Below are 25905 nucleotides of genomic sequence, written 5' to 3'. Positions count from 1 at the left end.
GGGTGTTCCAGGTGGGGGTCCAGGAGTGTGCACACTTCGTCGAAGGCTTCGGCGAAGACGGGGAACCGGTCGTACAGTGCCGCGCCCATGCCGGGACGCTGGCTGCCCTGACCGCTGAACAGGAACACCGTCTGACCCGGCACAGGTGGGGTGTCTTCGGAGCGCGTCACCCCCGGGTGTGGTGCACCGGTGGCCAGGGCCTGCAACCCCGTCGCTAGTTCCTCGCGGCTTTCGCCGACGATGACGGCCCGGTGGTCGAAGAGCGAGCGGGTCTTGAGCAGTGACCAGCCCACCTCCACCGGCGTCGCGTCGTCGTCCGTGGTGACCCGGTCCAGTAGGGCCGCCGCCTGGCCGCGCAGCGCCTCCGTACTCCGTGCCGACACCACCCACGGCACGACCCCGCCGCTCCCGCCCGGCTCGGCTACCGGTGGTGTGGCCTCCGCCGCGTCCGGGGCCTGCTCCACGATCACGTGGGCGTTGGTGCCGCTGATGCCGAAGGACGACACACCTGCCCGGCGTGGCTGGTCGCCCTGCGGCCATGGGACGGGCTCGGTGAGCAGCCGTACGTCACCAGCCGTCCAGTCCACGTTCGGACTCGGCTCGTCGATGTGCAGCGAGGTGGGCAGCAACTCGTGCCGCATCGCCATCACCATCTTGATGACACCGGCCACGCCCGCGGCGGCCTGGGTGTGGCCGATGTTGGACTTGATGGAGCCGAGCCGCAGCGGCCGGCCCTCCGGCCGGTCCTGTCCGTACGTGGCCAGCAGCGCCTGGGCCTCGATCGGGTCGCCCAGCGTGGTCCCGGTGCCATGCCCCTCCACCACATCGACCTCGGCGGACGAGAGACGGGCGTTGGCGAGTGCCTGGCCGATGACTCGCTGCTGGGATGGGCCGTTCGGCGCCGTGAGGCCGTTGCTGGTGCCGTCCTGGTTGACCGCGGAGCCCCGTACGAGCGCCAGCACGCGGTGGCCGTTGCGCCGGGCATCCGACAGCCGCTCCAGCAGCAGAAGTCCGGCTCCTTCACCCCAGCCCGTGCCATCAGCCGCCGAAGCGAAGGGCTTGCAGCGCCCGTCGGCCGCCAGACCGCGTTGGCGGGAGAATTCGATGAAGGTGGTCGGGGTGGCCATCACCGTCACCCCGCCGGCCAGGGCGAGGGTGCATTCGCCCTGCCGTAGCGCCTGAGCCGCCAGATGCATCGCGACCAGCGACGACGAGCACGCCGTATCCACCGTCACCGCCGGTCCCTCCAGACCGAAGGTGTACGCCACCCGACCCGACATCACGCTCGGGGTGCCGCCCGCGAGGAGATAGCCCTCGACCTCCTGGGCCGACGAGCTTCCGACCGCGCCATAGCCCTGATAGGTGCCGCCCGCGAAGATGCCGGTGTTGCTGCCGCTGAGCGCGTCACGGTCGAGTCCGGCGCTTTCGAAGGTCTCCCAGGCGGTTTCGAGGAGCAGCCGTTGTTGGGGGTCCATGGCGAGCGCTTCGCGCGGGCTGATGCCGAAGAACGCCGCGTCGAACGCGGCCGCGTCGTACAGGAAGCCGCCCTCCCGCGCATAGCTGGTGCCCAGACGCTCCGGATCGGGGTCGAAGAGCGTGTCCAGGTCCCAGTGCCGGTCGGTGGGCATCGACGCGACGGCGTCCCGGCCCTCGGCGACCAGCTTCCACAACTCCTCCGGGGAGCGCACTCCGCCGGGGTAGCGGCAGGCCATGCCGATGATCGCGATGGGCTCGTCGTCAGCGGCCACGGAGGGGGTGTGGGCGCCGACAACGGCCTTCTGGCCGGTGAGTTCGGCGCGCAGATACGTGGCGAGCGCGCTCGGCGTGGGATGGTCGAAGACGAGCGCGGGGGCAAGTTCCAGACCGGTGGTGGCGACGAGCTGGTTGCGCAGCTCGACGGCGGTGAGCGAGTCGAAACCGAGTTCCTGGAAGGGCTGCGCGGGCGGAACCGCGTCGAGGCCGGAATGGCCAAGGATGGCGGCGGCGAGGGTCTGGATGTGGCGCACCAGAAGCTGCTGCTGTTGGTCCGCAGTGGCGGCGGCGAGCTGCTGCCGCAACGGAGTGGCCGCGGCGGCGGATGCGGTGGGGGCGGTGTCCACCGCGGCGGGCGCCACCACGGGGGCGAGGAATGGGCTCGGGCGCTGAGCCGTGAAGGCGCTGGAGAACCTCTTCCAGTCGACATCGGCCACCGTGACGGTGGTGTCGTCGTGCGTCAGGGCGTGGTGCAGGGACTTGATGGCCAGATCGGTGGTCAGTGGGGAGAGACCGCGCCGCTTGAGATGAGAGAGCGTGTTCTCGTCGGCGGCCATGCCCGACTCGCTCCACGGGCCCCAGGCAATGCTGGTGGCGGGGAGCCCCAGGGCTCGGCGGTGTTCGGCGAGCGCGTCGAGGTACGTGTTCGCTGCGGCGTAGGCGGCCTGCTGCCCGCTGCCCCAGGTCGCGGCGTTCGACGAGAAGAGCACGAAGGCGTCGAGACCGAGGTCCCGGGTGATCTCATGCAGATGAGTGGCGGCCAGCGCCTTGGAGTGAAGCACGTACTGCAGCTGCTCGGGGGCCAGTTCGGCGATCGGGCCGAGGTCCATGGTTCCGGCGGTGTGGATGACGGTGGTCAGGGGGTGTTCGGCGGGGATGTAGTCGATGAGGTGTTGCAGCGCGGCGCGGTTCGAGACGTCGCAGGCGGAGATGGTGACCGAGGCGCCCAGAGCGATGAGTTCTTCGCTGAGCTGTACGGCCCCGGGTGCGTCGGGGCCGGACCGGCTGATGAGGTGGAGATGAGGTGCGCCATTGCGGGCGAGCCAGCGTGCGATGGGGGCGCCGAGCCCGCCGGTACCGCCGGTGATGAGCGTCGTACCGGTCGGCTGCCACGGAAGACGGCTGGTGGATGGCAGAGGAGCGGCGCGGCGGAGGCGCCGGGCGTAGGTGCCGTTGGTGCGAATCGCGGCCTGATCCTCGGGCTGTCCCGGGACCAGCAGGGCGGCCAGCCGACCGGCGGTGTGGTGGGTCACGGTGGTGGGCAAGTCGATGAGTCCACCCCACCGTTGCGGGTGTTCGAGGGCAGCGACGCGGCCCAGCCCCCAGACCTGCGCCTGACCCGGGTGGGGGAGCGGATCCGTACGGCCGGTGGCGATCGCGCCCTGCGTAAGGCACCACAGGGGAGCGGTGGTATCGGTGTCGCCGAGCGCCTGGAGCAGGGTGACGGTGGCGATGAGCCCGGCGGGGACGGCGGAGTGTTGGGTGTGTGCCGTCGTGTCGAGGGCGAGCAGGCTGAGCACACCCGAGATCGGGGCATCCTCGGTCCATTGGGTCAGCCGCTCGGAGAGGGCATCGCGACGTACGTGCTTCGCGGGCAGCACGTTGACGGACGCGGTGGCGCCATGGGCTTGAAGGGCGTGGATGACGGTCCGGACCGTGGAGTGGTCCTCCTGGCCGACGGGGACGACCACCAGCCAGGTGCCGCTGAGGGCCGCCGTGGTGGAGTCGGGCAGCTGCTGCCAGGTGGTGCGGTAGCGCCAGGAGTCGATGACCGTCTGCTCGCGGTGCTGACGCCGCCAAGCCGACAGGACGGGGAGCGCGGGCAGGAGCGCATCGATGCCCGGGCTGTTCTTCTCCAGTTGGAGCGTGCTGGTGAGGGCGTCGACGTCCAGCTCTTCGATGGCGTGCCACAGCTGTGCCTCGGCCGGGTCAGCCCCCACACCGGCCCCGCTGATACGGGCATCGGGCGGTGCGAGCCAGAACCGCTGATGCTGGAAGGCGTACGTCGGCAACGCGACGAGCCGCGGGGTCGGGCCGGCGGGGTACCAGGGTGCCCAGTCGACGGCGGCTCCGGCGGTGTGGAGTCGTGCGAGGGCGTTGGCGAAGGCTTGGGTTTCGGGTTGTTTGCGGGTGAGGGTTGCTGTGAGGAGGGGAGCCAGGTGGTCGGTCTGGTCGTGGAGGGTGTGTTGGGTTGCGGTGGTGAGGGTGGGGTCGGGGCCGAGTTCGAGGTAGGTCCGGGTGTGGGGTGCGGTGTGGGTGATGGCGGGGTGGAAGTGGACGGGTTGGCGGATGTGCTGGGCCCAGTAGGCGGGGGTGGTGATGTGTTCGTTGGCGGGTTGTCCGGTGAGGTTGCTGATGAGGGGGAGGGTGGGGTGGTGATAGGTCAGGCCGGTGATGGCTTGGGTGAAGGGTTCGAGGATGGGGTCCATCAGTGGCGAGTGGAAGGCGTGGCTGACGGTGAGCATCCTCGTTTTGCGGCCGCGTTCGGCCCAGGTCGCGCTGATCTGTTGGACGAGCGTGGTGGGGCCTGAGATGACGGTGTTGGTGGGGGTGTTGAGGGCGGCGATGCTTACGTGGCCGTCGTGCTCGGCGAGGTCGTGGGCGAGTTCGTCGGGGGTGGCGGTGATGGTGGCCATGGCGCCGCCGTCCGGGAGCCGGCCCATGAGGGTGGCGCGGGCGGCGACGAGTCGGCAGGCGTCGGGGAGGTCGAAGACGCCGGCCACATGGGCGGCGGCGACCTCTCCGATCGAGTGGCCGATGACCGCATCCGGATGCATACCCATGGAGGCCAGGAGCCGGGCGAGGGCGATGTGGAGGGCGAAGAGTCCGGCTTGGGTGTAGGTGGTGTGGTCCAGCAGCCGCGCCTGCTCGGGGTCCTGGCCGAAGACGACGGGCCGGAGCGGGTGTTCCAGGTGGGGGTCCAGGAGTGTGCACACTTCGTCGAAGGCTTCGGCGAAGACGGGGAACCGGTCGTACAGTGCCGCGCCCATGCCGGGACGCTGGCTGCCCTGACCGCTGAACAGGAACACCGTCTGACCCGAGCCGCTTGCGGGGTCTCCGGGATGGACCACGGCCGGGCTCGGTGTACCGGTGGCCAGTGCCCGCAGGCCCGCCGCCAGTTCCTCGCGGCCTTCCCCGATCACGACGGCCCGGTGGTCGAAGAGCGAGCGGGTCTTCAGCAGCGACCAGCCCACCTCCACCGGCGTCGCGTCGTCGTCCCCCGTCACTCGCTCCAGCAGGGCCGCCGCCTGGCCGCGCAGCGCCTCCGGACTCCGCGCCGACACCACCCACGGCACAACCCCGCCGCTCCCGCCCGGCTCGGCTACCGGTGGTGTGGCCTCCGCCGCGTCCGGGGCCTGCTCCACGATCAGATGCGCGTTCGTTCCCGAGATGCCGAACGATGACACGCCCGCCCGGCGTGGATGCTCACCCCGGGGCCACTCCGCCGCCTCGGTCAGCAGCCGTACCTCACCCGCGCTCCAGTCCACATGCGGGGTCGGCTCGTCGATGTGGAGCGAGGCGGGCAGGAGTCCGTGCCGCATTGCCATCACCATCTTGATCACACCAGCGGCACCCGCCGCCATCTGGGAGTGACCGATGTTGGACTTGATGGAGCCGAGCCACAGCGGCCGGCTCTCCGGCCGGTCCTGTCCGTACGTGGCCAGCAGCGCCTGGGCCTCGATGGGGTCGCCGAGGGTGGTCCCGGTGCCGTGGGCCTCGACCGCGTCCACCTCGGATGGCGTCAGGCGTGCGTTGGCGAGCGCCTGGCGGATCACCCGCTGCTGCGAGGGCCCGTTCGGCGCCGTCAGGCCGTTGCTGGCGCCGTCCTGGTTGACTGCCGAGCCCCGTACGAGCGCCAGCACGCGGTGGCCGTTGCGCCGGGCGTCCGACAGCCGCTCCAGCAGCAGGACACCGACGCCCTCGGACAGGGTCATGCCGTCGCTGTTCGCCGAGAACGCCTTGGACCTGCCGTCCGGGGCGAGCCCCCGCAGATCGCTGAAGCCGATGAAGGGAGCCGTCGAGGACATCACGGCGACCCCGCCGGCCAGTGCCAGATCGCATTCGCCCTGCCGGATCGCCTGGCAGGCGAGATGGATGGCGACCAGCGACGACGAGCACGCGGTGTCCACCGTCACCGCGGCGCCCTCCAGGCCCAGGGTGTACGCGACCCGGCCGGACACCACACTCGCGGAGCTGCCGATGGTGAAGTACCCGGCAGAGCCTTCGGGCACCTGGGAGGCGTCTGTGCAGTAGTCGAGATGGTCGCAGCCGATGAAGGTGCCGGTGAGGGTGGACCGCAGCGATTCCGGATCGATGCCCGCGTACTCGATGGCCTCCCACGACGCCTCCAGGGCGAGCCGCTGCTGCGGTGCCATGCCCAGGGCCTCGCGCGGGCTGATGCCGAAGAACGCGGCGTCGAATCCCGCCGGGTCGTCGAGGAAGCCGCCCTCGCGGCAGTAGGTGGTGCCCGGGTGCTCCGGGTCGGGGTGGAAGAGGGTGTCCAGGTCCCAATTGCGGTCCGTGGGCAGTTCCGTGATGGCGTCCCGCCCGGTGGCGACCAGCTCCCACAGCTCTTCCGGGGAGCGCACTCCGCCCGGGAATCGGCACGACATTCCCACGATGGCGACCGGTTCGTGCCCGGCCGACTCGACCTCCTTCAGGCGGCGCTGTGTCTGGCGCAGGTCCGACGTCACACGCTTCAGATAGTCGAGAAGCTTCTCTTCGTTGTTCGCCATGGTCGGCGCACCCACTTCCCTCGGTAAACCGCTATGGGCGACGGCAGTCGTAACTGCCCCGCAAAGTCGTTCCGTCGGGGAAGGTGAAGCTTGTGGCGTCCTTGAAATGTCCGGGACCGAGCAACTGGTAGTCGTCCACCACGTCCATGTCCACGCCGTCGGTCTTTCCGGTGGCGCTGGGCGTGACCACCTGGCTGAGCGGCCCCTTGAAAACCAGGTGGCCGTTCCGCCAGCCGGGCGAGGAATAGTTCGCGGAGGAGCCCCAGTTGTCGTGGTACTGGATGATGAATTTTCCGTCCACGGGATCCCAGCCGAAGGTCGACCGGCCGACCACCTGGCCGGGTTCCAGCGTCGCGTCGGTGTAGTAGTAATGCCCGCCCATGGCCCGCTTCGTGGTCAGGTGCATCACCGCAGCCCTGCTCCCCGGTGGGGGCGTGTAGTCGCAGGTGTAGGACCCGAGGAGGAAATCCAGGGCGCGCATCTGGGGCGGCGCGGGCAGCCGGTTCGCGGACGTGGCGCGCGACGGCTTGTCCCCGGCGTCGGGTTCGGCGTTCACCGGAGTGACGGCGAACGCCACCAGACCCATGGAGGCCGCACCCACGGCGGCCACACCGAGGACACCGACCGGGGCTCGCCGCGACCACCGCGACCACCGCGACCACCGCATCCGGCGCGTCGGGTGCTGCGAGCCCTGTCCTGCCGCCTTCTCGGTACGTACACGCGGCTCACGCACACGCGACTCCCCTCGTCAATCGGGTGGGTAATCGGGCTGATCGGGCGCTGACCTGCGGTTGAGCCACCTGGCAAGCCCTGGAGCGGATACGGCGACCATCATTTGTGCCGTGGCTAAAGGTGCTCTAACGCGTGGCTTGCTCTCCTCGCCCCGGCCCGCCCCCGCGCCTCATTAGCCCAGCTTTAGACCGGCCGCCGAGCATGAATCGGACCGTCGGGATGAAGGAGGATGGCGATGAGCGGCTGGCCGGCGCTGGAGAAGTACATCGATCGGGCACCCACCTCGAAGGAGATGATGGGCTGGATCGAACTGATCGTCAGCCAGGGCATTCGCCGGGCGGGTTATTCCGCCGACAGCTGGACCGAGGAGTGGGCCGCCGAGCAGTTCCGGGAAACGGGGCTCGAGGACGTCCGGCTGGAGCCGCTGGACACGCCGGTCTGGCGGCCGCGGTCCGCCGCCTTCGAGATCTGGCCCGCCGGCCGCCCCGGCGAGGGCACCCGCTTCACCGGGCTCGCCCTGCCGTACACCACCCCCACCGAGGGCACCGAGGGGCGGCTGGTGCGGATGGAGGACGGGGAGGTGGGCGGTGGCATCGCCGTCCAGGAGATCGGCTTCACCCAGCTGCCGCAGACGGAGGTGCAGGCCCGCGCCACCGATGCCTACGACCCCGAAGGCGTCTTCCCCGATCTCGTCCAGACCGTGCCGTTCGACCTTCCGCATGTGCTGGACTTCGACATCGCCATCAAGGACGGGGCGACCGCGTACGTCGGGCTGCTGACCGGTGTGCCCTGGGAGACCAGCGACTTCTACTGGCCCTACGACGCCGAGCCGCGCTCGATCCCCGGCATCTGGCTGAGCGGCAGCGACGGCGAGCGGGTCCGTGAGCTGATGGCCTCCGGCGCGTGCGAGGGCCGGATCATCTCCGATGCCACCATCACCGAGGAGGCCACCCACAACGTAGTGGGCACCCTGCCCGGCGCCTCGGACCACTGGGTGATCATCGGTTCACACCACGACGGACCCTGGGCCTCGGCGGTGGAGGACGCGTCTGGGGTGGCGCTCGTCCTGGCGCAGGCCAGGTTCTGGGCGTCGGTGCCCCAAGAGCTGCGCCCGCACAACATGCTGTTCCTGCTGACGTCGGGCCATATGGCCGGGGCCGCGGGCACCCAGGCGTTCATCGCGGCACATCCGGAGCTGTTTCCGCAGGTCGTCCTCGAAATGCACTTGGAACACGCGGCGCGCCAGGCCGTCGTGGTGGACGGTGAGGTCGTGCCCACCGACGATCCGGAGGTGCGCTGGTGGTTCACCACCCAGGCGCCCGCGCTGGAGCGGCTGGTGGCCGATTCCATCGCGGCCGAGGATCTGCGCCGTTCGTGGATCCTGTCGCCGACCGCCTTCGCGCCGAACCCGGCTACCGACGGCGCGTACTTCTACTACACGGGTGTGCCGCTGGTGCAGCTCATCACGACGCCGATGTACATCTTCGACCCGAGGGACACCCCCGACAAGGTGGACCAGCAGAGCCTGGTGCCGCTCACCATGGGCGCGGCGCGGATCATCGCGGGGACGCGCGGCTGTGAGCCGGACACCCTCCGGGTGCCGCTGGAGGCCGGCTGACGGACGTACGGGAGCGACCCGCCGGTTTCCCGGCGGGCCGCCTCGCACGACTACCGTCCTACGGGGTGCGCAGCGCGCACGTGGCCTTGGCCGTCTTGCGCGGGTCGCTCTCGGAGCGGGCGGTGAGGACGACCTTGCCGTGCCGGTCGGCCCCGCTCTTCGCGGTCACGGCCACACCCACGTCGACCGAGCTTCCGGCCTTGGCGGTGGCGAGCCGGTTGGGCAGCCACGCGGACCAGCCCCGGCCGGTGGCCGTGGCCGACAGCCGGTAGACATCCGAGTCCAGATGGGCGCCGCCGTTTCCGGCGCGGCCGGTGTTGGCGAGGTCGAAGGTGCACATGGCGCGGCCCTTCGAGGGGTGGCCCTTCGCCACGCCACGGTCCAGGTCGACGCCGCGCCGCTGCGGCCCGGAGCCGTCCAGGGACTTGACGGCGATGGTGTACGAGAGCACGCCGGACCGGTCGCGCTTCAGGTCCAGCACGTAGAAGTGCAGCCGGTTGGCCTTGTCGATGTACTCGTACTGGCTGCCGGAGTCGGCCCCGGCGTGGAAGAGCGCATCGCTGAGCTGCCGGTAGTCGCCCATGGTGATCTTCTGCGTGGTGCCGTCGGGGCGCTGGAAGTCCACCATGTCGATGTCCTCGGGGTGAGCGTCGATCACCCAGGCGAACGGGGCCTCATCCTTGTTCTTCGTCTTGGTGATCAGCACTCCGTTGTCCGGGGTGAACGAGTCCATGCCCATCCGGTCCACGGCCTCGACGGTGTAGTTGTCGTAGCCGCCGCCGTCGCACAGGGGGTCGGTCTTCCGGTCGCAGGAGGGCGAGAGATCGCTGCCCAGCGTGATGTTGACGCCCGAGAGCCCCTTCTCGCCCGGTGGCGCGGAACGCGCGGTGACCCGGGCGACGGCGAGTCCGGAGTCCGCCAGCGCGTCCCGGTCCAGGCGCAGGACGTTCTTCTCGTCCACGATGCCCAGCTTCAGCTTGTCGCGCAGCACATGCTGGGCGCCCATCGAGCCACCGGCGGTGGCCGGTATCCGCCACCGGGTGTGCGGGCCGCCGGGGCCGTTGAACGAGCCGCGGGAGAGCATGCCCCAGATGCCGGTGTAGGAGCGGCTGAGGGGAGTGCCGTAAGGGTTGTTGTAGTTGTCGCCTATGCCCAGGATGTGGCTGAATTCATGGGCGTACACGGCCATGCCGGAGCTTTCGGCCTGGACGGACGAACCATCCTCCGCGTTGGGCCAGATACGGGCCGCGGCCTGCCACGACGTCCACGGTACGTAGCGGGTCGCCGCCGCGTTGCTCCCGGTGGAGACGGGCGGACCCCATACGGCCGGTACGTCCTGCCGGTCGGCGAACTTCATCTGGCCGAACTCCTGCCAGGTGGACGACTCGTCCTGCCCGGCCCCGAGATAGAAGACGAAGTCGAACTTCTTGGTCTCCTCGGCGCCCACGTCGGCGGTCCAGGCCGCCTTCCCGTCGGTCCGGATGTTCATGTCGCAGGTGTCCCCGGCCGGGCAGGCGCCCGGGTTCATCGAGTCCTCCACCCCGTACTGGTAGGACTTCGCCGGCATGCGGTACACACCGAAGGCCGTCAGGTCGACGCCGATGCGGCCACCGGAGTCCTCCATCCAGTACTCGTTGATGGTGTGCCCGTTGTTGAGCGCGCCGGGCCTGTTGAGGAAATCCTCGTAGAACTGGGGCAGGCGGTCGCGCGGTATGCCGGAGGCGGACGGCTGCGGGTTGCCGAACAGCGTCGATCCCGCCGGCCGGCTGACCGTGAACTCCTCGTCCGGGTAGTCCAGGAGCACCAGCGCGCCCTTGAAGGTGCGCTGGGTGGGCTTGACATCCGGGTCGGCCCAGCGGGTGCCGGGGACCGCGCGGTAGTCGGCCCACGTCATGTCGTCGGGGTTGCGCCAGCGCTGGGGGTCGATCGGGTCGACGAGGGGCGGCCGGGCGCTCGGCGTACGGTCGGGCGTGGCACCCGCGGGCCCGGCTGCGACGGCGGCCAGGGCGGCGAGGAGCGTGGCGACGACCGTTAATCGGCGGACTCGTCTTCGGCGGAGGAACAAGGCTCACCTCTTGTCCGGAAGTGTTGCTCAGACATGACCAGCCGTGCGCACGGTATGACTGCCGCTGCCACGGTAAGCCGGGGGTCGGGGTGACGCCAGAGTGCCGCTGTGGCTTCCACGACGGAAACCGGGAGTGCGCCACCGCGTTGAGGAGCCGCTGACGAGCCGGAATCCCACCGCACACGGCTGCGGAGCACATCGAAAAGCGCGATAGCGTGTACCGGCCAACGGGAAGGCGTCGCCGGCCTCCCTTATGGCGCGACGTGTGGAAACCAGTCCAAGGAGCCCTCTTGACCAGCCCAGAACAGCGCATGGCTGACCTGCTCAAGACCTTCGGTGAGCCATCGGCGTGCACCGCGTACCTGCTGTGCGACCGGCATCCGTCCGACGACGTGGCGTTCACCGTGGTGAGCAAGGACCTGACCAGCCATGACATGACGTTCGCTGAGCTCCGCGACCGTTCGTCGCGCATGGCGAGCGCCCTGGCCGCCCAGGGCGTCGGGGCCGGTGACCGGGTCGCCACCCTGATGGGCAAGTCCGCCGAACTGCTCATCGTGTCCCTCGCCATCTGGCGGCTCGGCGCCGTCCAGGTGCCGCTGTTCACCGCGTTCGCCCCGCCTGCCATCGCGCTGCGCACCGTCGGCAACGGCACCAAGGCGGTCATCACGGACCCCGACCAGCGCCCGAAGCTGGACCCGGAGGCCGGGTTTCCGGGTGAGCGGCCCTGGCAGATCATCACCACCGGCCCGGCCACCGGCACCGACCTCGCCTTCTCCGAACTGCTGGAGGCACACGCACCGCAGCCCGAGCCGGTGGCGGTGGGTGGCGACGCCCCCATCGTGGAACTGTTCACCTCCGGCACCGCGGGCTCCCCGAAGGCCGTACCGATCCCGCTGAACGCCGTCGCGGGCTTCGTGATGTACCAGGAGTTCAGCCTGGACCACCAGCCCACCGACGTGTTCTGGAACGCCGCCGACCCGGGTTGGGCGTACGGCCTGTACTACGCCCTCATCGGGCCGCTCGCCCTCGGCCGGCGCAGCCTGCTGTTCAACGGCCTGTTCTCCGCCGAGAGCACCTGGAACGTGCTGTCCCGCTTCGGCGTCACCAACTTCGCCGCCGGGCCCACCATCTACCGCAAGCTGCGCGCGTCCGGCGGCGCCCCCGGCGACCTGCGGCTGCGCTGCTGCTCCGCGGCCGGTGAACCACTGCCCCCGGACGTCGTCGACTGGGCGCGGGATGCGCTCGGTGTCCCCGTACGCGACCACTACGGCCTGACCGAGACCGGCATGGTCATCGCCAACGCCTGGCACTCGGAGCTGCGCACCGACCTCAAGACCGGCTCCATGGGCCGCCCGCTGCCCGGCTGGTCGGTGAAGATCCTGCGCGAGGACACCAACTCCGCCGAGGCGGCGACGGGCTTCCCCGGCCGGGTGGCGATCGACCTCGAGGCCAGCCCGCTGATGTGGTTCCAGGGCTACCTGGGCTCCCCGGAGCGCACGGCCGAGAAGTTCAGCCCCGACGGGCGGTGGTTCTACACCGGCGACACCGCGGCGCAGGACGAGGACGGCGATCTGTTCTTCTCCGGGCGCGGCGACGACGTCATCCTGATGGCGGGCTACCGCATCGGCCCGTTCGAGGTGGAAAGCGTGCTGCTGGAGCACGACTCCTTGACGGAGGCCGCCGCGGTGGGCATCCCCGACGACGAGTACGGCGAGGTCATCGAGGCATTCGTCGTCCTGCGCCCCGGGGCGCAGCCGGGCGAGGCGCTCGCCGCCGAGCTGCAGCAGCTCGTCCGGGACCGGTTCGCCAAGCACGCGTACCCGCGGCGGATCCACTTCGTGGACGAGCTGCCCAAGACCTCCAGCGGTAAGACGCAGCGCTTCCTGCTGCGTCCGCAGCCGACCACCGGCCGGGGCCGCTGAGGCGGGCCCTGCGGCCGTGGGCCCTGGTCCCCGTGTGCGGCACGGGGACCAGGGCCCTGTCAGGGGCGCACCACGGTCACTCCGCGGAGCGCGACAGTGCCTCCCGTACCGCCTCCTCCGTGCGTCCCACCACCGCGGAACCGTCGTCGGCGGTGATGATCGGCCGCTGGATCAGCTTGGGGTGTTCGGCGAGCGCCGCGATCCAGCGGTCGCGCGCGCTCTCGTCGCGCGGCCAGTCCTTCAGCCCCAGCTCCTTCGCCGCGGCCTCCTGCGTCCGGGTGATGTCCCACGGTTCGAGTCCGAGCCGGGCCAGCACGCCGCGGATCTCGTCCTGAGTGGGTACGTCCTCGAGGTAGCGGCGGACGGTGTACCCGGCGCCCTCCGCGTCGAGCAGACTGAGCGCGCTGCGGCACTTCGAGCACGCCGGATTGATCCAGATCTCCATGGCGCAACCGTACCGCGAGACCTCTCCCGGCACGCCTGTCGAATCCCGGTCATCTGGCGTCTGACCAGGCTGCTTTGTCAGTGCCCCGCCGTAGAATGGAGGCATTGAAAGAGAGCGTGACCGACTGTCCCAGGAGGATGCCGATGGCCGCTGCCGTAACCCCTCTTCCGGACCTGCCGAGCTTTACGACCCTGCCGAAGAAGCGCATGCCCGCCGGGCGTCCGCGTGAGTGGTACGAGACCCACAACCGCCGGCTGAAGGCCATGCGCCTGGCCATCGCCCTGCTCAACTCCGGTGTCTACCGCCCCGAGCAGGCGCGCAACCGCAAGATACGCGCCACCGCGGTCCGGATCGGGGTGCACCCGCCGTCCAACATTACGTGCCGCATGGTGCGCTCGCTCCTCCAGGAACACGACCGCTGACCGAACCGGGCCCCCGCCGCGTCCTCTTCACGAGGGCGTGGCGGGGGCCGTCCCCCAACACTCCGATTCCCTTCTCACCCCGCCATCTTCAGGCGCTCGACCTTCGGCAGCAGGAACGCATAGGTGGCGGCGCCGAGCAGGGCCACACACCCCGCCAGGGTCAGGGGCAGCACGAACGAGTGGGTGATGCCCTTGAGTACCCCGAGCAGCAGCGGGGAGAGAATGCCGGCGATGTTCGACGCCGTGTTCTGGATCCCGGCGATCGAGCCGACGTGTGCGCTCGTCGGGGCCACATCGGCGGGCAGCGCCCAGACGCTCGCCGCCGCGAAGGTGGAACAGAAGTAGGAGACCGACAGCGCGGTCAGGGCCGTGCCGATGCCCGGCGAGATGACCGCGAGTGCGATCACCGAGGTGCCCAGCAGCCCGCCGACCAGCGGGATCTTCCGCGCCTTCGTACGCTCGGTGCCGCGGCGCACCAGCCAGTCGGAGAACAGGCCGCCGCTCCAGCCGCCCATCATGGACGCGATGCCGGGAATCATGCCGAGGAACCCGAAGGAGAGCGCGTCGAGGTGGTATTCGTCCACCAGATAGGTCGGGAACCAGGTGATGAAGAAGTACGCGACGAAGTTGACGCAGAAGAAGCCGAGCATCATCGCCCAGATCATCCGGAAGCGGAACAGGTCCCGCCAGCCGATCCGGGCGCTCGCCGCGGCCTCCTCGGCCGTCTCCTTCTCCTGTCCCGACTCGATGTACTCCCGCTCCGTGGCGCCCAGCTTCGGGTGGTCCTTCGGGTCGCGGTAGTAGAGCCACCAGCCCAGCGCCCACAGCACACCGAGACCGCCCGCGATGGCGAACGCCCAGCGCCAGCCGAGGCCGGTGACCACCAGGGTCACCAGGGGGATGGACAGGGCGCCGCCGACCGCGTTGCCGTTGTTGAAGGTCGCCGAGGCGAAGCTGCGCTCGGAGGCCGGGAACCAGCGGGAGACCACCTTGGCGCTGGCGGGGAAGCTGGGTGCTTCGCCGAGGCCGAGCAGGGCGCGCAGCCCCACCAGCGACGCCACGCCACGGGCCATGCCCATGGCCGCGGTGGCCAGCCCCCACCACAGGCTCGCGATCGCGAGCATGATGCGCGGGCCGACCTTGTCGGCGAGCCAGCCGCCGGGCATCTGCCCGAAGGCGTACGTCCAGAAGAACGCCGACAACAGCAGTCCGCCGACCCCGTCGGACAGGCCGAGGTCATCGGTGATGTGCGGGAGCGCGACGCTGAGCGTGGCGCGGTCGATGTAATTGATGGTGATGCCGGCGAACAGCAGCCCGAGGACGACGAAACGGACCTTGCCGCCGCGTCCCCCCGGTCTCTTCGGCGCGGCCGTGGCGGGCGCCGGTGCGGAGGTCTTGCCGAGAGCCATCGCGCTCACACCCCCGCCGACGGCCGGACGCCGCCGCTGACGACACCGTTGACCACATTCCGCGGGGCCTCGCCCGACAGTACCCGGTCCACGCTCTCGACGAGCCGCGCGCGGATGGCGTGGTACGCCTCGACCGTCACCCCGGCCGTGTGCGGGGTGAGCAGCACATCGGACCGGCCGCGCAGCGGCGAGTCGGCGGGCAGCGGCTCCTCGGCGAACACATCGAGCGCGGCGCCTGCCAGCTGCCCCGAGTCCAGGGCCTTGACCAGTGCGTCCTCGTCCAGCACACCGCCGCGTCCCGCGTTGAGGACATACGAGCCCCGGGGCATCCGGGACAGCAGGGCCTCCCCGACGACACCACGGGTGGCCTCGTTCAGCGGCATGTGCAGGGTGAGCACATGGGAACGGGCGGCGAGGTCGTCCAGGCTCACATACGTACGGTCCGGCTCGGAGGTCACCGGGTCGTGCACCAGGACGTCGCTCCCGAACCCGTCGAGGCGGCGCGCCACGGCGCGGCCGATGCTGCCGAACCCGGCGATGCCCACCGTGAGCGCGGACAGATCGCGTCCCCGCAGCCCCTCGGGCCCCCAGCCACCGGATTCGATCTTCGCGTGACCCGCCGAATAGCGGCGCAGGAGGGAGAGCAGAGCGCCCACGGTCCAGTCGGCCACGGCGTCGGTGTTGAAGCCGGGGAGGTTCGCGACCGGTATCGAGTGCTCGGCGGCGGCGTGGTGGTCGACGCCGTCGAAGCCGACGGCCACCGACTGCACGAGGCGGCAGCGCCGCATTCCGCCGAGTAGTTCCGCGGTGATGCGGCGCTCCTTCTCCAGCGGGGCGAGCACGATCGTCGCGTCGGCGAGCGCGTCCCGGTGCTCGTGCGGGTCCGCGTCCGGCCCGATCTCGGTGATGCGCAGATCGGGGTGGCCGGGCAGCAGCCGACGTAGTTCGTCGGCGCCGAGATCGTTCAGGTGGTACAGGGTCACGAGATGTTCGGACATCACATGCGGCTCCTGGAGTGATGTGGTGGGGCCCTGGGGGGTGGCATGAGTTTTCGCCACGGTTACGATCGCTGTCAACGGTTAACCGAAAACGGAAAACGGTTTTCCGAGTGAGGAGTCAGGCACATGGACCGTCAGCGCACCGTCGTCACCGCGCTCACCACGCCGTTCACCCCAAGTGGCGATCTCGACCTGGACGCGGCACGCGCCCAGTACGGCTTCGCCGCCCGCACCACCGGACAGCTGCTCGTGGGCGGAACCACCGGAGAGTTCCCCGCGCTGAGCGAGGGCGAGCGGCTGCTGCTCGTCGAGACCGCGTTGCAGGAGGCGGGTGCCGACGGAGTGATCGCGCACATCGGCGCCGCCGACGCACACACCGCCGTCCGGCTCACCCGGGCCGCCGTGGCGGCCGGTGCGCGCCGCCTCGCCGCACTCACCCCGTACTACCTGCCCGCGAACGCGGACGAACTGGAGACGTACTTCAGCCGGATCCGGCTCGCCGCCCCCGACGTCCAGCTGTACGCGTACCTCTTCCCCGAGCGCAGCGGACTGACGGTCGGGCCGGTGGAATTCGGCAAGCTGGCCGCCTCGTGCGGGCTGGCCGGCGTCAAGCTGAGCGGCGCCCCCTCCACCGAGGTGGCCGCGTACCGCGCCGAACTCCCGGAGGAGTTCGAGGTCTACTCGGGCAACGACCAGCGGCTCGCCGACGTCCTGGCCGCCGGTGGCGCCGGGGTGGTCTCGGGCTGCTCGGCCGCCTTCCCCGAACCCTTCCTCGACCTGGCCGCTGCGCTGCGCGACGACACCACCGACCCCGCCCGGCTCGCCGCCCTCCAGGACCTGGTGGACCGTACCGTCGGTCTCCTCGGCCCCAGCATCGGCCGGATCAAGCACGCCCAGACGGCCCGCGGGCTGCCCGCCGGAACTTCCCGGATGACCGTGGGTGACCCGGACCGGGCCACCGCCGCCGACATCGAGGCGCTGGCCGGCGAGGTGTCCTGCCGCCCGGCCTCCTGAGCCGACCGCTCCTGGAGCGGGTCAGTTCACGGGCAGCGGCTGCTCCGCCCAGATGCACTTGCCCGTCGGGGTGAAGCGGGTGCCCCAGCGGTGGGAGAGCGCGGAGACCAGCTGGAGGCCCCGCCCGCCCTCGTCGGTGTCCGAGGCCCGGCGGATCCGCGGCGTGGTGGGGCTGCCGTCCGACACCTCACAGATCAGGCTGCGGCTGCGCAGCAGGCGCAGCCTGATGGGGCCCTTGGCATGCCGGACCACATTGCCGACCAGCTCGCTGACCAGCAGCTCCGTGGTCATGGCCAGCTCGTCCAGCTGCCAGGCGCCGAGCTGGTCACGGACATGGTGGCGGGCCTCCCCGGCGGCGATCGGCGCATCGGGCAGCCGCCACGAGGCGATGTTGTCCGCGGTCATCGAATGCGTCCGGGCCACCAGCAGCGCCGCATCGTCCTGGGTACGCGACTGCTCGGGCAGCAGTGCGGCGACGAGTGTGTCGCACAGCCGGTCGAGATGGCCGAGGACACGCCCGTCGCCCCCGTCCACCGCCGAACCGCCGTCGTCGGTGGCCCTCGGACGCGGAAGCAGGTCCGGTGTCCTGGCCAGCGCCTCGGCCAGGATGCGGGAGAGGTACGCCATGCCGTGGTCGATGTCACGGGTCGCGGACTCGATCAGCCCGTCCGTGCACAGCACCAGGATGCTGTCCTCCGGCAGCTGCACCTCGATGGTCTCGAACGGCGGCGTCGCGGCGCCGAGCGGCGGGTCGGGGGAGAAACCGGGGGAGTGCACCGTGCCATCGGGGTGGATGATGGCGGGCGGCGGATGCCCCGCGCACGCGAAGGCGCACACGCTGGTCGTCGGGTCGTAGATGGCGTACAGACACGTGGCGTAGAAGTCGTCGCCGAGCGCCCCCACGAGATCGTTGAGGTGGGTCAGCAGCTCATCGGGCGGCAGCTCCAGATCGGCCAGCGTGTGCACGGCGGTGCGCAGCCGCCCCATGGTGGCCGCCTCGGACAGCCCATGGCCCATGACGTCGCCGATGACCAGCGCCACCCGCTCCCCGGACAGCGGGATCAGGTCGTACCAGTCGCCACCGACCTCCATGCCCTCCCCGGCCGGCAGATAGCGCGCGGCGGCCGTGACGGCGGGCAGCGCGGGCAGGGTACGGGGAAGCAGCCCGCGCTGCAGCTCCTGGGCGCGGGTGTGCTCGGCGTCGTACAGCCGGGCCCGCTCCAGCGCCTGGGCGACCAGCCCGCTGATCGCGGTGAGCAGGGTGCGCTCCTCGTCGGAGAAGTGGCGCGGCCGGTCGAAGGAGACGACGCAGTAGCCGGCCTGCTGGTCGGAGGCCACCAGGGGGAGGAACGCCCACGCCTTCTTCCCGCTCAGCGGCAGATAGCCGACCACCTCCGGGAAACGCTTGGCGTAGTCCTCGGGCGAGGAGATGAACAACGGGGCGCGGGAGCCGAGGATCTGGACGACGGGCGTGTGGAGCGGGGCCTCCGGCGGCACGGGGATGTTGTCGAGGACGCTCAGAAACGCGTCCGAGTAGCCGGTGGCACCCACCACCCGCAGCCGCTTGTCCTCGATGAGCTGGCAGATCATCCCGGTCGCCCCGAACGGCGGCAGCACTCGGTCCGCGACCGCCTTCACCACGTCCTGCGTGGTCAGTGCCTCGGCGAAGGCACTGGTCAACTCGGCGATCCGGGTGGCGCGTTCGGTGGCGGCCTGTGCGGCGGCCGAGCGCTCGGCGTCCAGCGCCCGGCGGTCGGTGACGTCCGTGATGTGCACCGTCATCCCGTCCGGCACCGGGACCAGCCGGATGTGGTACCAGCGGTTGCTGCGCGGCCAGCGGGCGTGGAAGTCGATGGGCGCCCGCGCCGCCGCCGCCCGCCGGAACCGTGGCTCCACGCCGATCGCCCGCGCCCGCGGAAGCTCCCACAGCACTTGGCCCCGCAGTTCCCCGGAGGCCCCGAGGAAACGCTCGGCCTCGACGTTGCCGAACGTGACCCGCCCGTCCTCGTCGACCACCAGGAACCCGTCGCCCATGTACCGCAGGGCGCGGCTGAAGGCGTCCCGGGAACGGCGGGTCTCGGTGATGTCCCACAGCGTGCCGACCACCCGGGCCGGAACACCGTCCACCCGGGCGGCCACGGTCCCGCGCGCCTGCACCCAGCGGTACGCCCCGTCGGGCTGCCGCACCCGGTATTCGACGCTGTACTCGCTGCGGCCGCGCAGCGACTCGGCGCTGGAGACCGCCTGCACCCAGGGCATGTCCTCGGGGTGGATGGCGCCCAGCCAGGTGTTGACCTGGCCGTCGAAGGTGCCGGGCTCGAACCCCAGCAGCGTCTGCGCCTGGTCGTCGCAGGTCAGGGTGGCGCCGCGGAGATCCCACTCCCAGGCGCCGATGCGCGCCGTACGCAGCGCCCGCTGGAGCCGGGGGCCGGACAGCTGCTCCGCCGGCCGCCGGACCCGGCCGGCGTCCGCGGTGGCCGCCGCCCGCAGCCGCAGCCGCTGGGCCAGCCAGCCGGTGACCGTCCGGGCCAGCTCGCGCTGGGCCGCGTCACCTGCCCGCGGGGTGGACGTCAGCACCGACAGCACCGCGAGGGGTGGCCCGCCGTTCATCGGCACCGGGATGGCCGCCATGCAGACGCCCGGCGGGATGCTCCGGGCGAGCGAGTCGCGGCCTGCCGGGTCGGTGGCCCACAGGGCGGCGCCGCCGTGGAAGGCGGTCATCGGAGCGACCGACTCGCCCCACTCGAGCGTCTGCCACGCCCCGGGCAGCGGGCCGCTGAGGCCAGTGGTGGCCGCCAGCCGCAGGCCCAGCCCGTCCGGCCTGCGCAGATGTGCCATGCCGCCCAGCCCCTGAAGCCCGGACACCAGATGGTCCAGCGCCAGCCGCAGCAGATCCGCGTCGCCCAGTCCTTCACTCGCGGTTTCGAGCAGCCGCAGCCGTGCCCGCTCCACCTCCCGGGCCGGGGCGTGCTCCTGCGCCGCGGCGTTGTCCTGTACCGGGTGCCGTTCGTTTGCACCCACGCGATCACCTGCGCTCTGCGAGGCCCGGACGGACTGGCCCGGCCTCGCCGGTCAGTCTCTCTATAAGAATATGTCCGCATTTTCAAGCGTTTCACCCTCCGTGGCGATATCCATTCGCCGCGGAGGGAGTGCCGTGAAGGGCCCTTCCGGGCCGTGTCCGCCGTCGCCGCGCACCACCCCCGTCCGCGCCCATGACCGGGATGGACATGGCCTCGCTGTGCGTGGCGGTACTCGGCGCCTGGGTGCGTCCGTGCTGCGGGCCGCCCGCGTACGGCGCCGTGGCCCGGCCCCGCCCCGGTTCGCGACGCGGACGTCTCCTTCGCGCAGATGATGATCGACCACCACAAGGGCGCGATCACCATGGCCGGGGACGAGCAGAAGAAGGGCCGCAACGCCAAGGCCAAGAAGCTCGCCGGGGACGTCATCAAGAACCAGTCCACCCTGGTGACCACCCTGCGGAAGATCCTCGACCGGCTCTGAGCCGCGGCAACCGCCGCGCCCCGGGGAGTGGCTACACCATCCCCGGGGCACAGCCCACCACCACGGGAAGCAGTGGGAGGGCCACAGCGGCCGTGGCCACCGCGCACCGAAGCGCGGGATGGGGGCGGCGGTGCGGGCCCAGCATGCGGTGCATCCGGACCAGGGCGCCGGGGCCACCGGCCGCGAACGCCCCGCGGGGGGTACGGCCCGCCGCCATCTCGTACAGTCCCGTGGCGAGCGTCTCGCGCGGGTGGCGGCGCAGCGCGCGGTCGTCCGCCGCCATCTCCAGCAGCATTGCCGTCTGCTCCCGGGCGGCGCGGGCCAGCGGCAGCCACCGGAAGGCCCTGGCGAACGCCTCGGCGGCGGCCAGCGCCAGATGGTGGCGGCCCGCGATGTGTGCGCGCTCGTGGTCCAGCGCGGCGTCGAGCTGGGCGCCGGACAGCACGCGCAGCGCGCCCGTGCTGACGACCACGCGCGGGCAGCGCCCCGGCAGGCAGTACACGGCGGGCAGCTCATGGTCGAGGACGGTGGCGCGCAGCCGCGCCGAGCGACGGCCGACCAGGTCCAGTACGCCCAGGTGGCGGGAGCGGGCCCGGCGCGCCCGCAGCACCTCGTGGCCCAAGCGGACGAACGTGAGCAGCGCCACCAGGAGCGGCAGCACGGCGGCCGGGACGTCGAAGGGGCCTGGCACCGGGATGCGGGCGTGCCACGTCAGCCCGCAGAAGTGGCCTAGCCGGACACTCCCGCATCGAGGTGCCCGGTCGGGACGGCGAGGTGGTAAGCGGCCAACGCCATCGCGACCGTGAACGACAGCGTCAGACCCTGCCAGGCGGCCACCGCGAGTGCGGGGGAGCGGTGCGGCCAGCTGCTGCGCAGCAGGGCCCGCGGGGCCGGGGTGCCGACCGCGGCCGCGTAGCAGGCCAGGACGAGCGCCGGAATCACTCCTGGTTCCGTCGCCCGGCCGCCCGCAGCGCCTTGCGCAGCGCGCTGACCTCCTCGGGGCCCATCTGCTCGACGAAGTGGGCGAGGGCCGCGGGGCGGTCCTGACTGGTGCCCAGCGCGTCCTCCATCAGTGCGGCGGAGTACTCCTCACGGCTGCGCACCGGCGAGTACAGCCAGGCCCGGCCCTCCTTGCCGCGCTGCAGCCACCCCTTGTTGTAGAGGATGGTGGCCACGGTCATCACCGTGGTGTAAGCGACCGGCCGCTGTGTGTTGATGTCGTCGACTATCTCCCGCACCGTCGCCGGACGCCGCCACGTCCACAGACGGTCCATGATCTCCGCCTCGAGATCCCCCAGCCGCCGCATGGACGCTTCCTTCCGCCGTCAGACGCTTACCTCCGTTAGTACGGAGGCCCATAGTAGAGAGCCGTCATCCGAGGGGGACACCGGGGGGAATGCCGGGTGGGCCGAGAAGATCGCCGATGATCCGGATCGTCGGGTGCTCCGCCCCTGGCCAAAGCCTCAACTGGCCTTGCGCACGATAGGATTGACCGGACGCGTATTCAACACGGGCAAGGCGAAAGGGAAGTCTGGATGAGTGGTCTGAACAAGGGGCTCGGGAAAATCGAGGTGGCGCTCAAGTGGGACCCCAGCCCCAGCGGGGAGCCGGCCAATGATCTCGACATCGTCGCCGGGACCTACCGTGCGACCGATCCGTACGGTGAGCCCGCGTATCTGGTGCACTTCGACAGCCGGTCGCCCGACGGCACCATCTACCTCAATAGGGACAGCCGCACCGGCCAGGGGCTGGGCACCGACGAGGCGATGACCCTGGAGTTCGAGCGGCTGTCCGAGGAGTACTCCCGCGTCGTGGTGGGGGTGGCCATCCAGCAGAGCGGCGGGCCGAAGACCTTCGGCGATGTCCGGAACGCCGGCGTCCGGATTGTTGAGGGATATACCGAGCTGATGGAAGGCGATTTCACCGGCGTCTCCGGAGCCACAGCGGCCACGGTAGCGGAGTTCACCAGGGACGAATCGGGGGAATGGGGAATCCACACCGTCATCCGCGGATTCACCGTCGACCCGGAAACCTTTACGGATGTGATGGGCAAGGATTATTCCTGACCGCACTTGTGCGCTTTCCCCGTCGCCCGGGCACACTCCGTTACGGGCCGATGTGAATCATTGACGCCCAGAACAGCGGTCGGGCGTAGCGCCGTTCAGCCCGCAGCCCCTGGACCGCCCGGTGCAGCGCGTGCGCCGAACCGGCCGTCGACCCCGCCGCGCCCAGCGCCCCGTACACGTCCCGGGCGAGAGCGGGCGTGATCGCGTCCTTCAGCGTCCACAGGCTGCCGATCACATGGCGGTAGCCGCACAGCTGGAATGCCGAGGCGAGCGTGATCACTTCGTCGACCAGCGCGGTGCCGGGCGTGGCGGTGTGGCAGGCGGACAGGCAGGCGAACTCCGCCTCGTCCAGCCGCTGAGTGGCCAGATCGTGCACGGTCAGCTCACCGCCGTGCAGCAGCAGCCCGCCGGCCGACGGATCCTCGGGGTCGTACGAGCCGTGGCACGCCAGATGCGCGTACGGATGGGTGCGCAGCGCGGCGAGTACGGCCTCGGGGGTGGCGTCCGCGCCCAGCAGCCGCGACTGCCCGACCGGCAGCCCGGCCACCTCGGCCAGCTCGTCGTCGACCGCGGGTAGCGGCTGAAGGGCGGCGCCCGCCGCACCGGGCGGCGGCGTGGACGCGCCCACGACGGCCAGTGTGGGCGGCTTGCCGGACGGTGCCGCCCGGTCCCGGGCGTGCAGCAGGGCGCCCAGCGTGGGCGTGTACGACGACACCACGCGGTCCTGCACATGGCTGCCGTCCGAGGGGCGGCGCGCCGCGTGCAGCGGCAGCAGGGCCAGGGGCCCGGTGGGACACCACCACAGACGTGGCCATTCCTTCTCCCCGGCCTCCGGAGCCACCGGCCGGTCCAGCCCGAGCCGGGTGAGCACGGGGCCCGCGATGTGCAGCCACAGCCACTCCAGCGTGTCCCTCATGGTCCGCTGGTGGGCGTCCGCGTCGGCCAGGCCCGCGACGGAGGACAGCGCCGCGACCGCGGCGTGGAAGCCCTCGGCGCGGCTGCTGACCTCGGTCCGGGTGATCCCGGCAAGCGGCAGCAGCTCGACGCCGGTCCCGCCCTCGGCGCCGGCGCTCAGCAGCAGGGCGTCGCAGCGCAGCTCGGCGATGTTGAGCACCACCACTGGTCCCTGCGCGGCCACCGTACGCAGCCGCCCCCAGTCGAGCGGCCGGTGGAACCGCTCGAAGCCCTCGCGTCCCCGGATCTCGGCCAGGAGAGAGTCGAACTCGGCCGTCAGGGCGGCGCGTTGCTCGGCGCTGCCACGCTCCTCGATCAGCTCGGCGCACACCCGCTCGAACCGCCCGGCCAGCTCGGGAGCCGCCGCGGCCAGCTCATGGTGGCGCCCGCGCAGCCGCAGTGCCTGGGCGAGCAACACCCCACGGCCCTGTTCGAGCCGTACCAGCGCCTCTTCGGGACGGCCCGCGCTGATCTCGACGGCGGCGGCGCTGCAGGCAAGCGACGGCAGCTCGCGCAGCCGTACCTCCCTCGACCGCCGGTCCAGCGCCCGGCCGGTGAGCTTGGGGAGCAGATCGTCCAGCGCGACTCCGAACGCCCGTGTGGCCTCGGGCAGTTCGCCGGAATACGCGCCGTTCAGCCCCCACAGGTAGGCCGCCCTCAGCCGGATCCGGATGTCCTCGCCCGGGGCGAGCGCGGTGGCACGGAACTGCCACATGGCGGCGAGCAGATCCCCCGGGGCGTGTGTGATTCCCGAACGCGCCGTGAGGAGTGCCCCCAGCTCCATGCTCGCCGCCTGCCAGTGCGGGCTGGTATCCGGAGTCGTGTCGAGTACCGCCCGCAGTATCCGGATGCCACGGTCGACCTCGGGGATCCGCTCGGTGTGCCTCCCGCGCGCTCCGAGGGCGACGGCCAGCTTGATCCGCATCACGGGGTGGTCGTGCTGATGGGTCGGCGTGGTGGCCACCGCGTGCTCCAAGTGGCGGATGGCCTCGGCGAGTTCCTTGAGTTCGCCATGTGCCTGGAAGCGTGCGTGCAGTACGGCGGCCAGGTTGGTGAGCATCTGCCCGTAGTGGGGTGACAGGGGAGTGCCGCCCGCCATCGCGTTCCGGGCGGCCGCGGTCGCGGCGTCGAGATCGGCCGGACTGCCGGTGTTGACGTACTGGTCGAGGAGGGCGAGGCCCAGCAAGGAGTACGCCGGACACCGCAGCGCGTCGTCGGCCACGGTCCGTAGGACCTCCCGCAGCAGGCCGATGGCCTCGGTCAGGTCGCCGAGGTGGCCGGTGGCCTCGAAGCGCATGCGCAACAGATTGCCCAGGCTGATCCTGTGGCCTTCGTGGTCCGGAGCGCCGGCGGGCGTGGCGTCCAGGGCCGCGCGTACGTCCGCGATGGAGGTGTCCAGAACGCCCGGCGCCCCTGCCAGGTTGTACCGGGCCATGCGCCCGGCCGGCGTGGCGTCGTGGGCCGCGGGGGCGGGCGGTGCCACTTTGGCCTGCGCCTCGGCCAGCGCTCTCAGCGCCGCGGCGGGTGGCTCCTCGTCGTCAGGAAACGCCGCCACGGCCTGCCGCATCAGCGCGACCGCCGCGGTGATCAGCGTCTGATCCCCGGTGAGATCGAAGAGCGTGGCCAGCGCGGAGCCCTCGTTGCAGAGGATCCCGGGGGCATCCTTCTCGGGCGCCATCTCCCGCGCGTGCCGGAACATCTCGGCGGCCCGCCACAGGCCGGCCTGGTCCCGGGCGGACGCGCTGCTGGACAACAGCACGACGGCTATCGCGTGCAGCATCTTCCAGGCCGGTGCCACGCGCGCGGTCGTGCCGGCCAGCGCCTCCCTGAGCGGCCGGGGGAGGGCGGCGGGCCGCAACGCGTGCAGGACCGAGAAGAGGAAGCCCGAGGCGATGCTGTCCTCCCCGGCCTCGGCCTCGGGGGCGTGCGGGTATCGAGCCAGGTGGAAGCAGGCCGCCAGATAGACCGCCTCGATGTCCACCTCGGCCGGGGTGACCTGCGCGGGCGTCAGACGGCCCCGGGCGCGGTCGACGATTCCGGCCATGTTGCGCAGGGTCTCCTGGGACAGCACCGACTCCCGGCTGTCGCCGGAGAACGGGAGGCTGCGGTCGGGATCGGCCATCGCCTCGCGGATCAGCCGGCGCAGATTTTCATCCATATAGTCCCCCATGGGCGTCATTGTGACGCGCACCGTCCCCGCGCGAGGGCGGAACGACGTGATCCGCGGCGTACCGCGCCGGGTGTACGACGCGTTGCCGGATACTCCTTGAG

The 25905-nt window shown here is 71.2% G+C and carries 14 protein-coding genes and 2 pseudogenes; 6 read left to right on the top strand and 10 right to left on the bottom strand.

Going from position 1 to position 25905, the window contains the following annotated elements; genetic code table 11:
* Both ACH4SI_RS23985 and ACH4SI_RS23980 read right to left on the bottom strand, forming a co-directional pair.
* Window positions 1-6488: type I polyketide synthase (locus ACH4SI_RS23985; protein ID WP_398298765.1), on the bottom strand; the 6488-nt coding region annotated here is incomplete at its 3' end.
* Between the two features lie 31 nt (window positions 6489-6519).
* On the bottom strand, window positions 6520-7221 hold the full coding sequence (locus tag ACH4SI_RS23980; RefSeq protein WP_398298763.1) for a hypothetical protein: 702 nt from the start codon (window positions 7219-7221) through the stop codon (window positions 6520-6522).
* Window positions 7222-7455: 234 nt separating this feature from the next.
* Here ACH4SI_RS23980 and ACH4SI_RS23975 point away from each other — a divergent pair, with 234 nt between their 5' ends.
* Window positions 7456-8838 carry a M28 family metallopeptidase gene (locus tag ACH4SI_RS23975; RefSeq protein WP_398298761.1) on the top strand — a complete coding sequence of 461 codons (1383 nt, stop codon included), beginning with the start codon at window positions 7456-7458 and terminating at the stop codon, window positions 8836-8838.
* A gap of 58 nt (window positions 8839-8896) precedes the next feature.
* Here ACH4SI_RS23975 and ACH4SI_RS23970 read toward each other — a convergent pair whose 3' ends face one another.
* Entirely contained in the window at window positions 8897-10903 is a 2007-nt protein-coding gene (locus ACH4SI_RS23970; protein ID WP_398298759.1) for a M6 family metalloprotease domain-containing protein, read from the bottom strand.
* A gap of 290 nt (window positions 10904-11193) precedes the next feature.
* Here ACH4SI_RS23970 and ACH4SI_RS23965 point away from each other — a divergent pair, with 290 nt between their 5' ends.
* Window positions 11194-12825 carry an AMP-binding protein gene (locus tag ACH4SI_RS23965; protein ID WP_398298757.1) on the top strand — a complete coding sequence of 544 codons (1632 nt, stop codon included), beginning with the start codon at window positions 11194-11196 and terminating at the stop codon, window positions 12823-12825.
* A gap of 76 nt (window positions 12826-12901) precedes the next feature.
* Here ACH4SI_RS23965 and ACH4SI_RS23960 read toward each other — a convergent pair whose 3' ends face one another.
* On the bottom strand, window positions 12902-13270 hold the full coding sequence (locus ACH4SI_RS23960) for an arsenate reductase family protein (protein WP_398298755.1): 369 nt from the start codon (window positions 13268-13270) through the stop codon (window positions 12902-12904).
* Between the two features lie 137 nt (window positions 13271-13407).
* Between ACH4SI_RS23960 and ACH4SI_RS23955 the strand changes: the two genes are divergently transcribed.
* Window positions 13408-13692, top strand: a complete 285-nt coding sequence (locus ACH4SI_RS23955) for a hypothetical protein (protein ID WP_398298753.1) — start codon at window positions 13408-13410, stop codon at window positions 13690-13692.
* A 74-nt stretch (window positions 13693-13766) separates the two neighbouring features.
* Here the strand turns inward: ACH4SI_RS23955 and ACH4SI_RS23950 are convergent, their stop codons facing one another.
* Together ACH4SI_RS23950 and ACH4SI_RS23945 are read right to left on the bottom strand one after the other, a co-directional pair.
* Complete coding sequence (locus ACH4SI_RS23950) at window positions 13767-15101, bottom strand: MFS transporter (protein WP_398298751.1); 1335 nt, start codon at window positions 15099-15101, stop codon at window positions 13767-13769.
* 5 nt (window positions 15102-15106) lie between these two features.
* The gene (locus ACH4SI_RS23945; RefSeq protein WP_398298749.1) at window positions 15107-16099 is read right to left on the bottom strand and encodes a 2-hydroxyacid dehydrogenase; all 993 of its coding nucleotides are present in this window, start codon (window positions 16097-16099) and stop codon (window positions 15107-15109) included.
* Window positions 16100-16225: 126 nt separating this feature from the next.
* Here ACH4SI_RS23945 and ACH4SI_RS23940 point away from each other — a divergent pair, with 126 nt between their 5' ends.
* Window positions 16226-17113 (top strand): dihydrodipicolinate synthase family protein, encoded by an 888-nt coding sequence (locus tag ACH4SI_RS23940; protein ID WP_398298747.1) that lies wholly within the window; start codon window positions 16226-16228, stop codon window positions 17111-17113.
* A 21-nt stretch (window positions 17114-17134) separates the two neighbouring features.
* On the opposite strand, the gene ACH4SI_RS23935 is transcribed toward ACH4SI_RS23940, so the two are convergent.
* Window positions 17135-20134 carry a SpoIIE family protein phosphatase gene (locus ACH4SI_RS23935; RefSeq protein WP_398298745.1) on the bottom strand — a complete coding sequence of 1000 codons (3000 nt, stop codon included), beginning with the start codon at window positions 20132-20134 and terminating at the stop codon, window positions 17135-17137.
* Window positions 20135-20437: 303 nt separating this feature from the next.
* On the opposite strand from ACH4SI_RS23935, the pseudogene ACH4SI_RS23930 reads away from it, so the two are divergent.
* Window positions 20438-20614: pseudogene (locus tag ACH4SI_RS23930) on the top strand (DUF305 domain-containing protein); the annotation flags it as partial.
* Between the two features lie 31 nt (window positions 20615-20645).
* On the opposite strand, the pseudogene ACH4SI_RS23925 reads toward ACH4SI_RS23930, so the two are convergent.
* Window positions 20646-21556, bottom strand: a pseudogene (locus ACH4SI_RS23925) (M56 family metallopeptidase).
* The gene (locus ACH4SI_RS23920; RefSeq protein ID WP_009720553.1) at window positions 21553-21921 is read right to left on the bottom strand and encodes a BlaI/MecI/CopY family transcriptional regulator; all 369 of its coding nucleotides are present in this window, start codon (window positions 21919-21921) and stop codon (window positions 21553-21555) included. Before ACH4SI_RS23920 ends, ACH4SI_RS23925 begins: the two are co-directional and overlap by 4 nt.
* A gap of 228 nt (window positions 21922-22149) precedes the next feature.
* On the opposite strand from ACH4SI_RS23920, the gene ACH4SI_RS23915 reads away from it, so the two are divergent.
* On the top strand, window positions 22150-22680 hold the full coding sequence (locus ACH4SI_RS23915) for a TerD family protein (RefSeq protein ID WP_398298743.1): 531 nt from the start codon (window positions 22150-22152) through the stop codon (window positions 22678-22680).
* Window positions 22681-22720: 40 nt separating this feature from the next.
* Here the strand turns inward: ACH4SI_RS23915 and ACH4SI_RS23910 are convergent, their stop codons facing one another.
* Window positions 22721-25804 (bottom strand): CHAT domain-containing protein, encoded by a 3084-nt coding sequence (locus ACH4SI_RS23910; RefSeq protein ID WP_398298741.1) that lies wholly within the window; start codon window positions 25802-25804, stop codon window positions 22721-22723.
* Window positions 25805-25905: the final 101 nt, after the last annotated feature.

The sequence above is a fragment of the Streptomyces sp. NPDC021212 genome, assembly GCF_044332925.1.
In the GTDB taxonomy this organism is placed as follows: Bacteria; Actinomycetota; Actinomycetes; order Streptomycetales; family Streptomycetaceae; genus Streptomyces.
The sequence above is the reverse complement of the archived record's forward strand: the minus strand, read 5'-3'. Positions and strand labels throughout refer to the sequence as shown.

Excerpts from the sequence above, each read along its gene's own strand:
- ACH4SI_RS23945 (WP_398298749.1), bottom strand. The coding sequence starts at position 16,099 with ATGTCCGAACATCTCGTGACCCTGTACCACCTGAACGATCTCGGCGCC.
- ACH4SI_RS23960 (WP_398298755.1), bottom strand. The coding sequence starts at position 13,270 with ATGGAGATCTGGATCAATCCGGCGTGCTCGAAGTGCCGCAGCGCGCTC.
- ACH4SI_RS23920 (WP_009720553.1), bottom strand. The coding sequence starts at position 21,921 with ATGCGGCGGCTGGGGGATCTCGAGGCGGAGATCATGGACCGTCTGTGG.
- ACH4SI_RS23955 (WP_398298753.1), top strand. The coding sequence starts at position 13,408 with ATGCCGATGGCCGCTGCCGTAACCCCTCTTCCGGACCTGCCGAGCTTT.
- ACH4SI_RS23975 (WP_398298761.1), top strand. The coding sequence starts at position 7,456 with ATGAGCGGCTGGCCGGCGCTGGAGAAGTACATCGATCGGGCACCCACC.
- ACH4SI_RS23940 (WP_398298747.1), top strand. The coding sequence starts at position 16,226 with ATGGACCGTCAGCGCACCGTCGTCACCGCGCTCACCACGCCGTTCACC.
- ACH4SI_RS23910 (WP_398298741.1), bottom strand. The coding sequence starts at position 25,804 with ATGGGGGACTATATGGATGAAAATCTGCGCCGGCTGATCCGCGAGGCG.
- ACH4SI_RS23950 (WP_398298751.1), bottom strand. The coding sequence starts at position 15,101 with ATGGCTCTCGGCAAGACCTCCGCACCGGCGCCCGCCACGGCCGCGCCG.
- ACH4SI_RS23915 (WP_398298743.1), top strand. The coding sequence starts at position 22,150 with ATGAGTGGTCTGAACAAGGGGCTCGGGAAAATCGAGGTGGCGCTCAAG.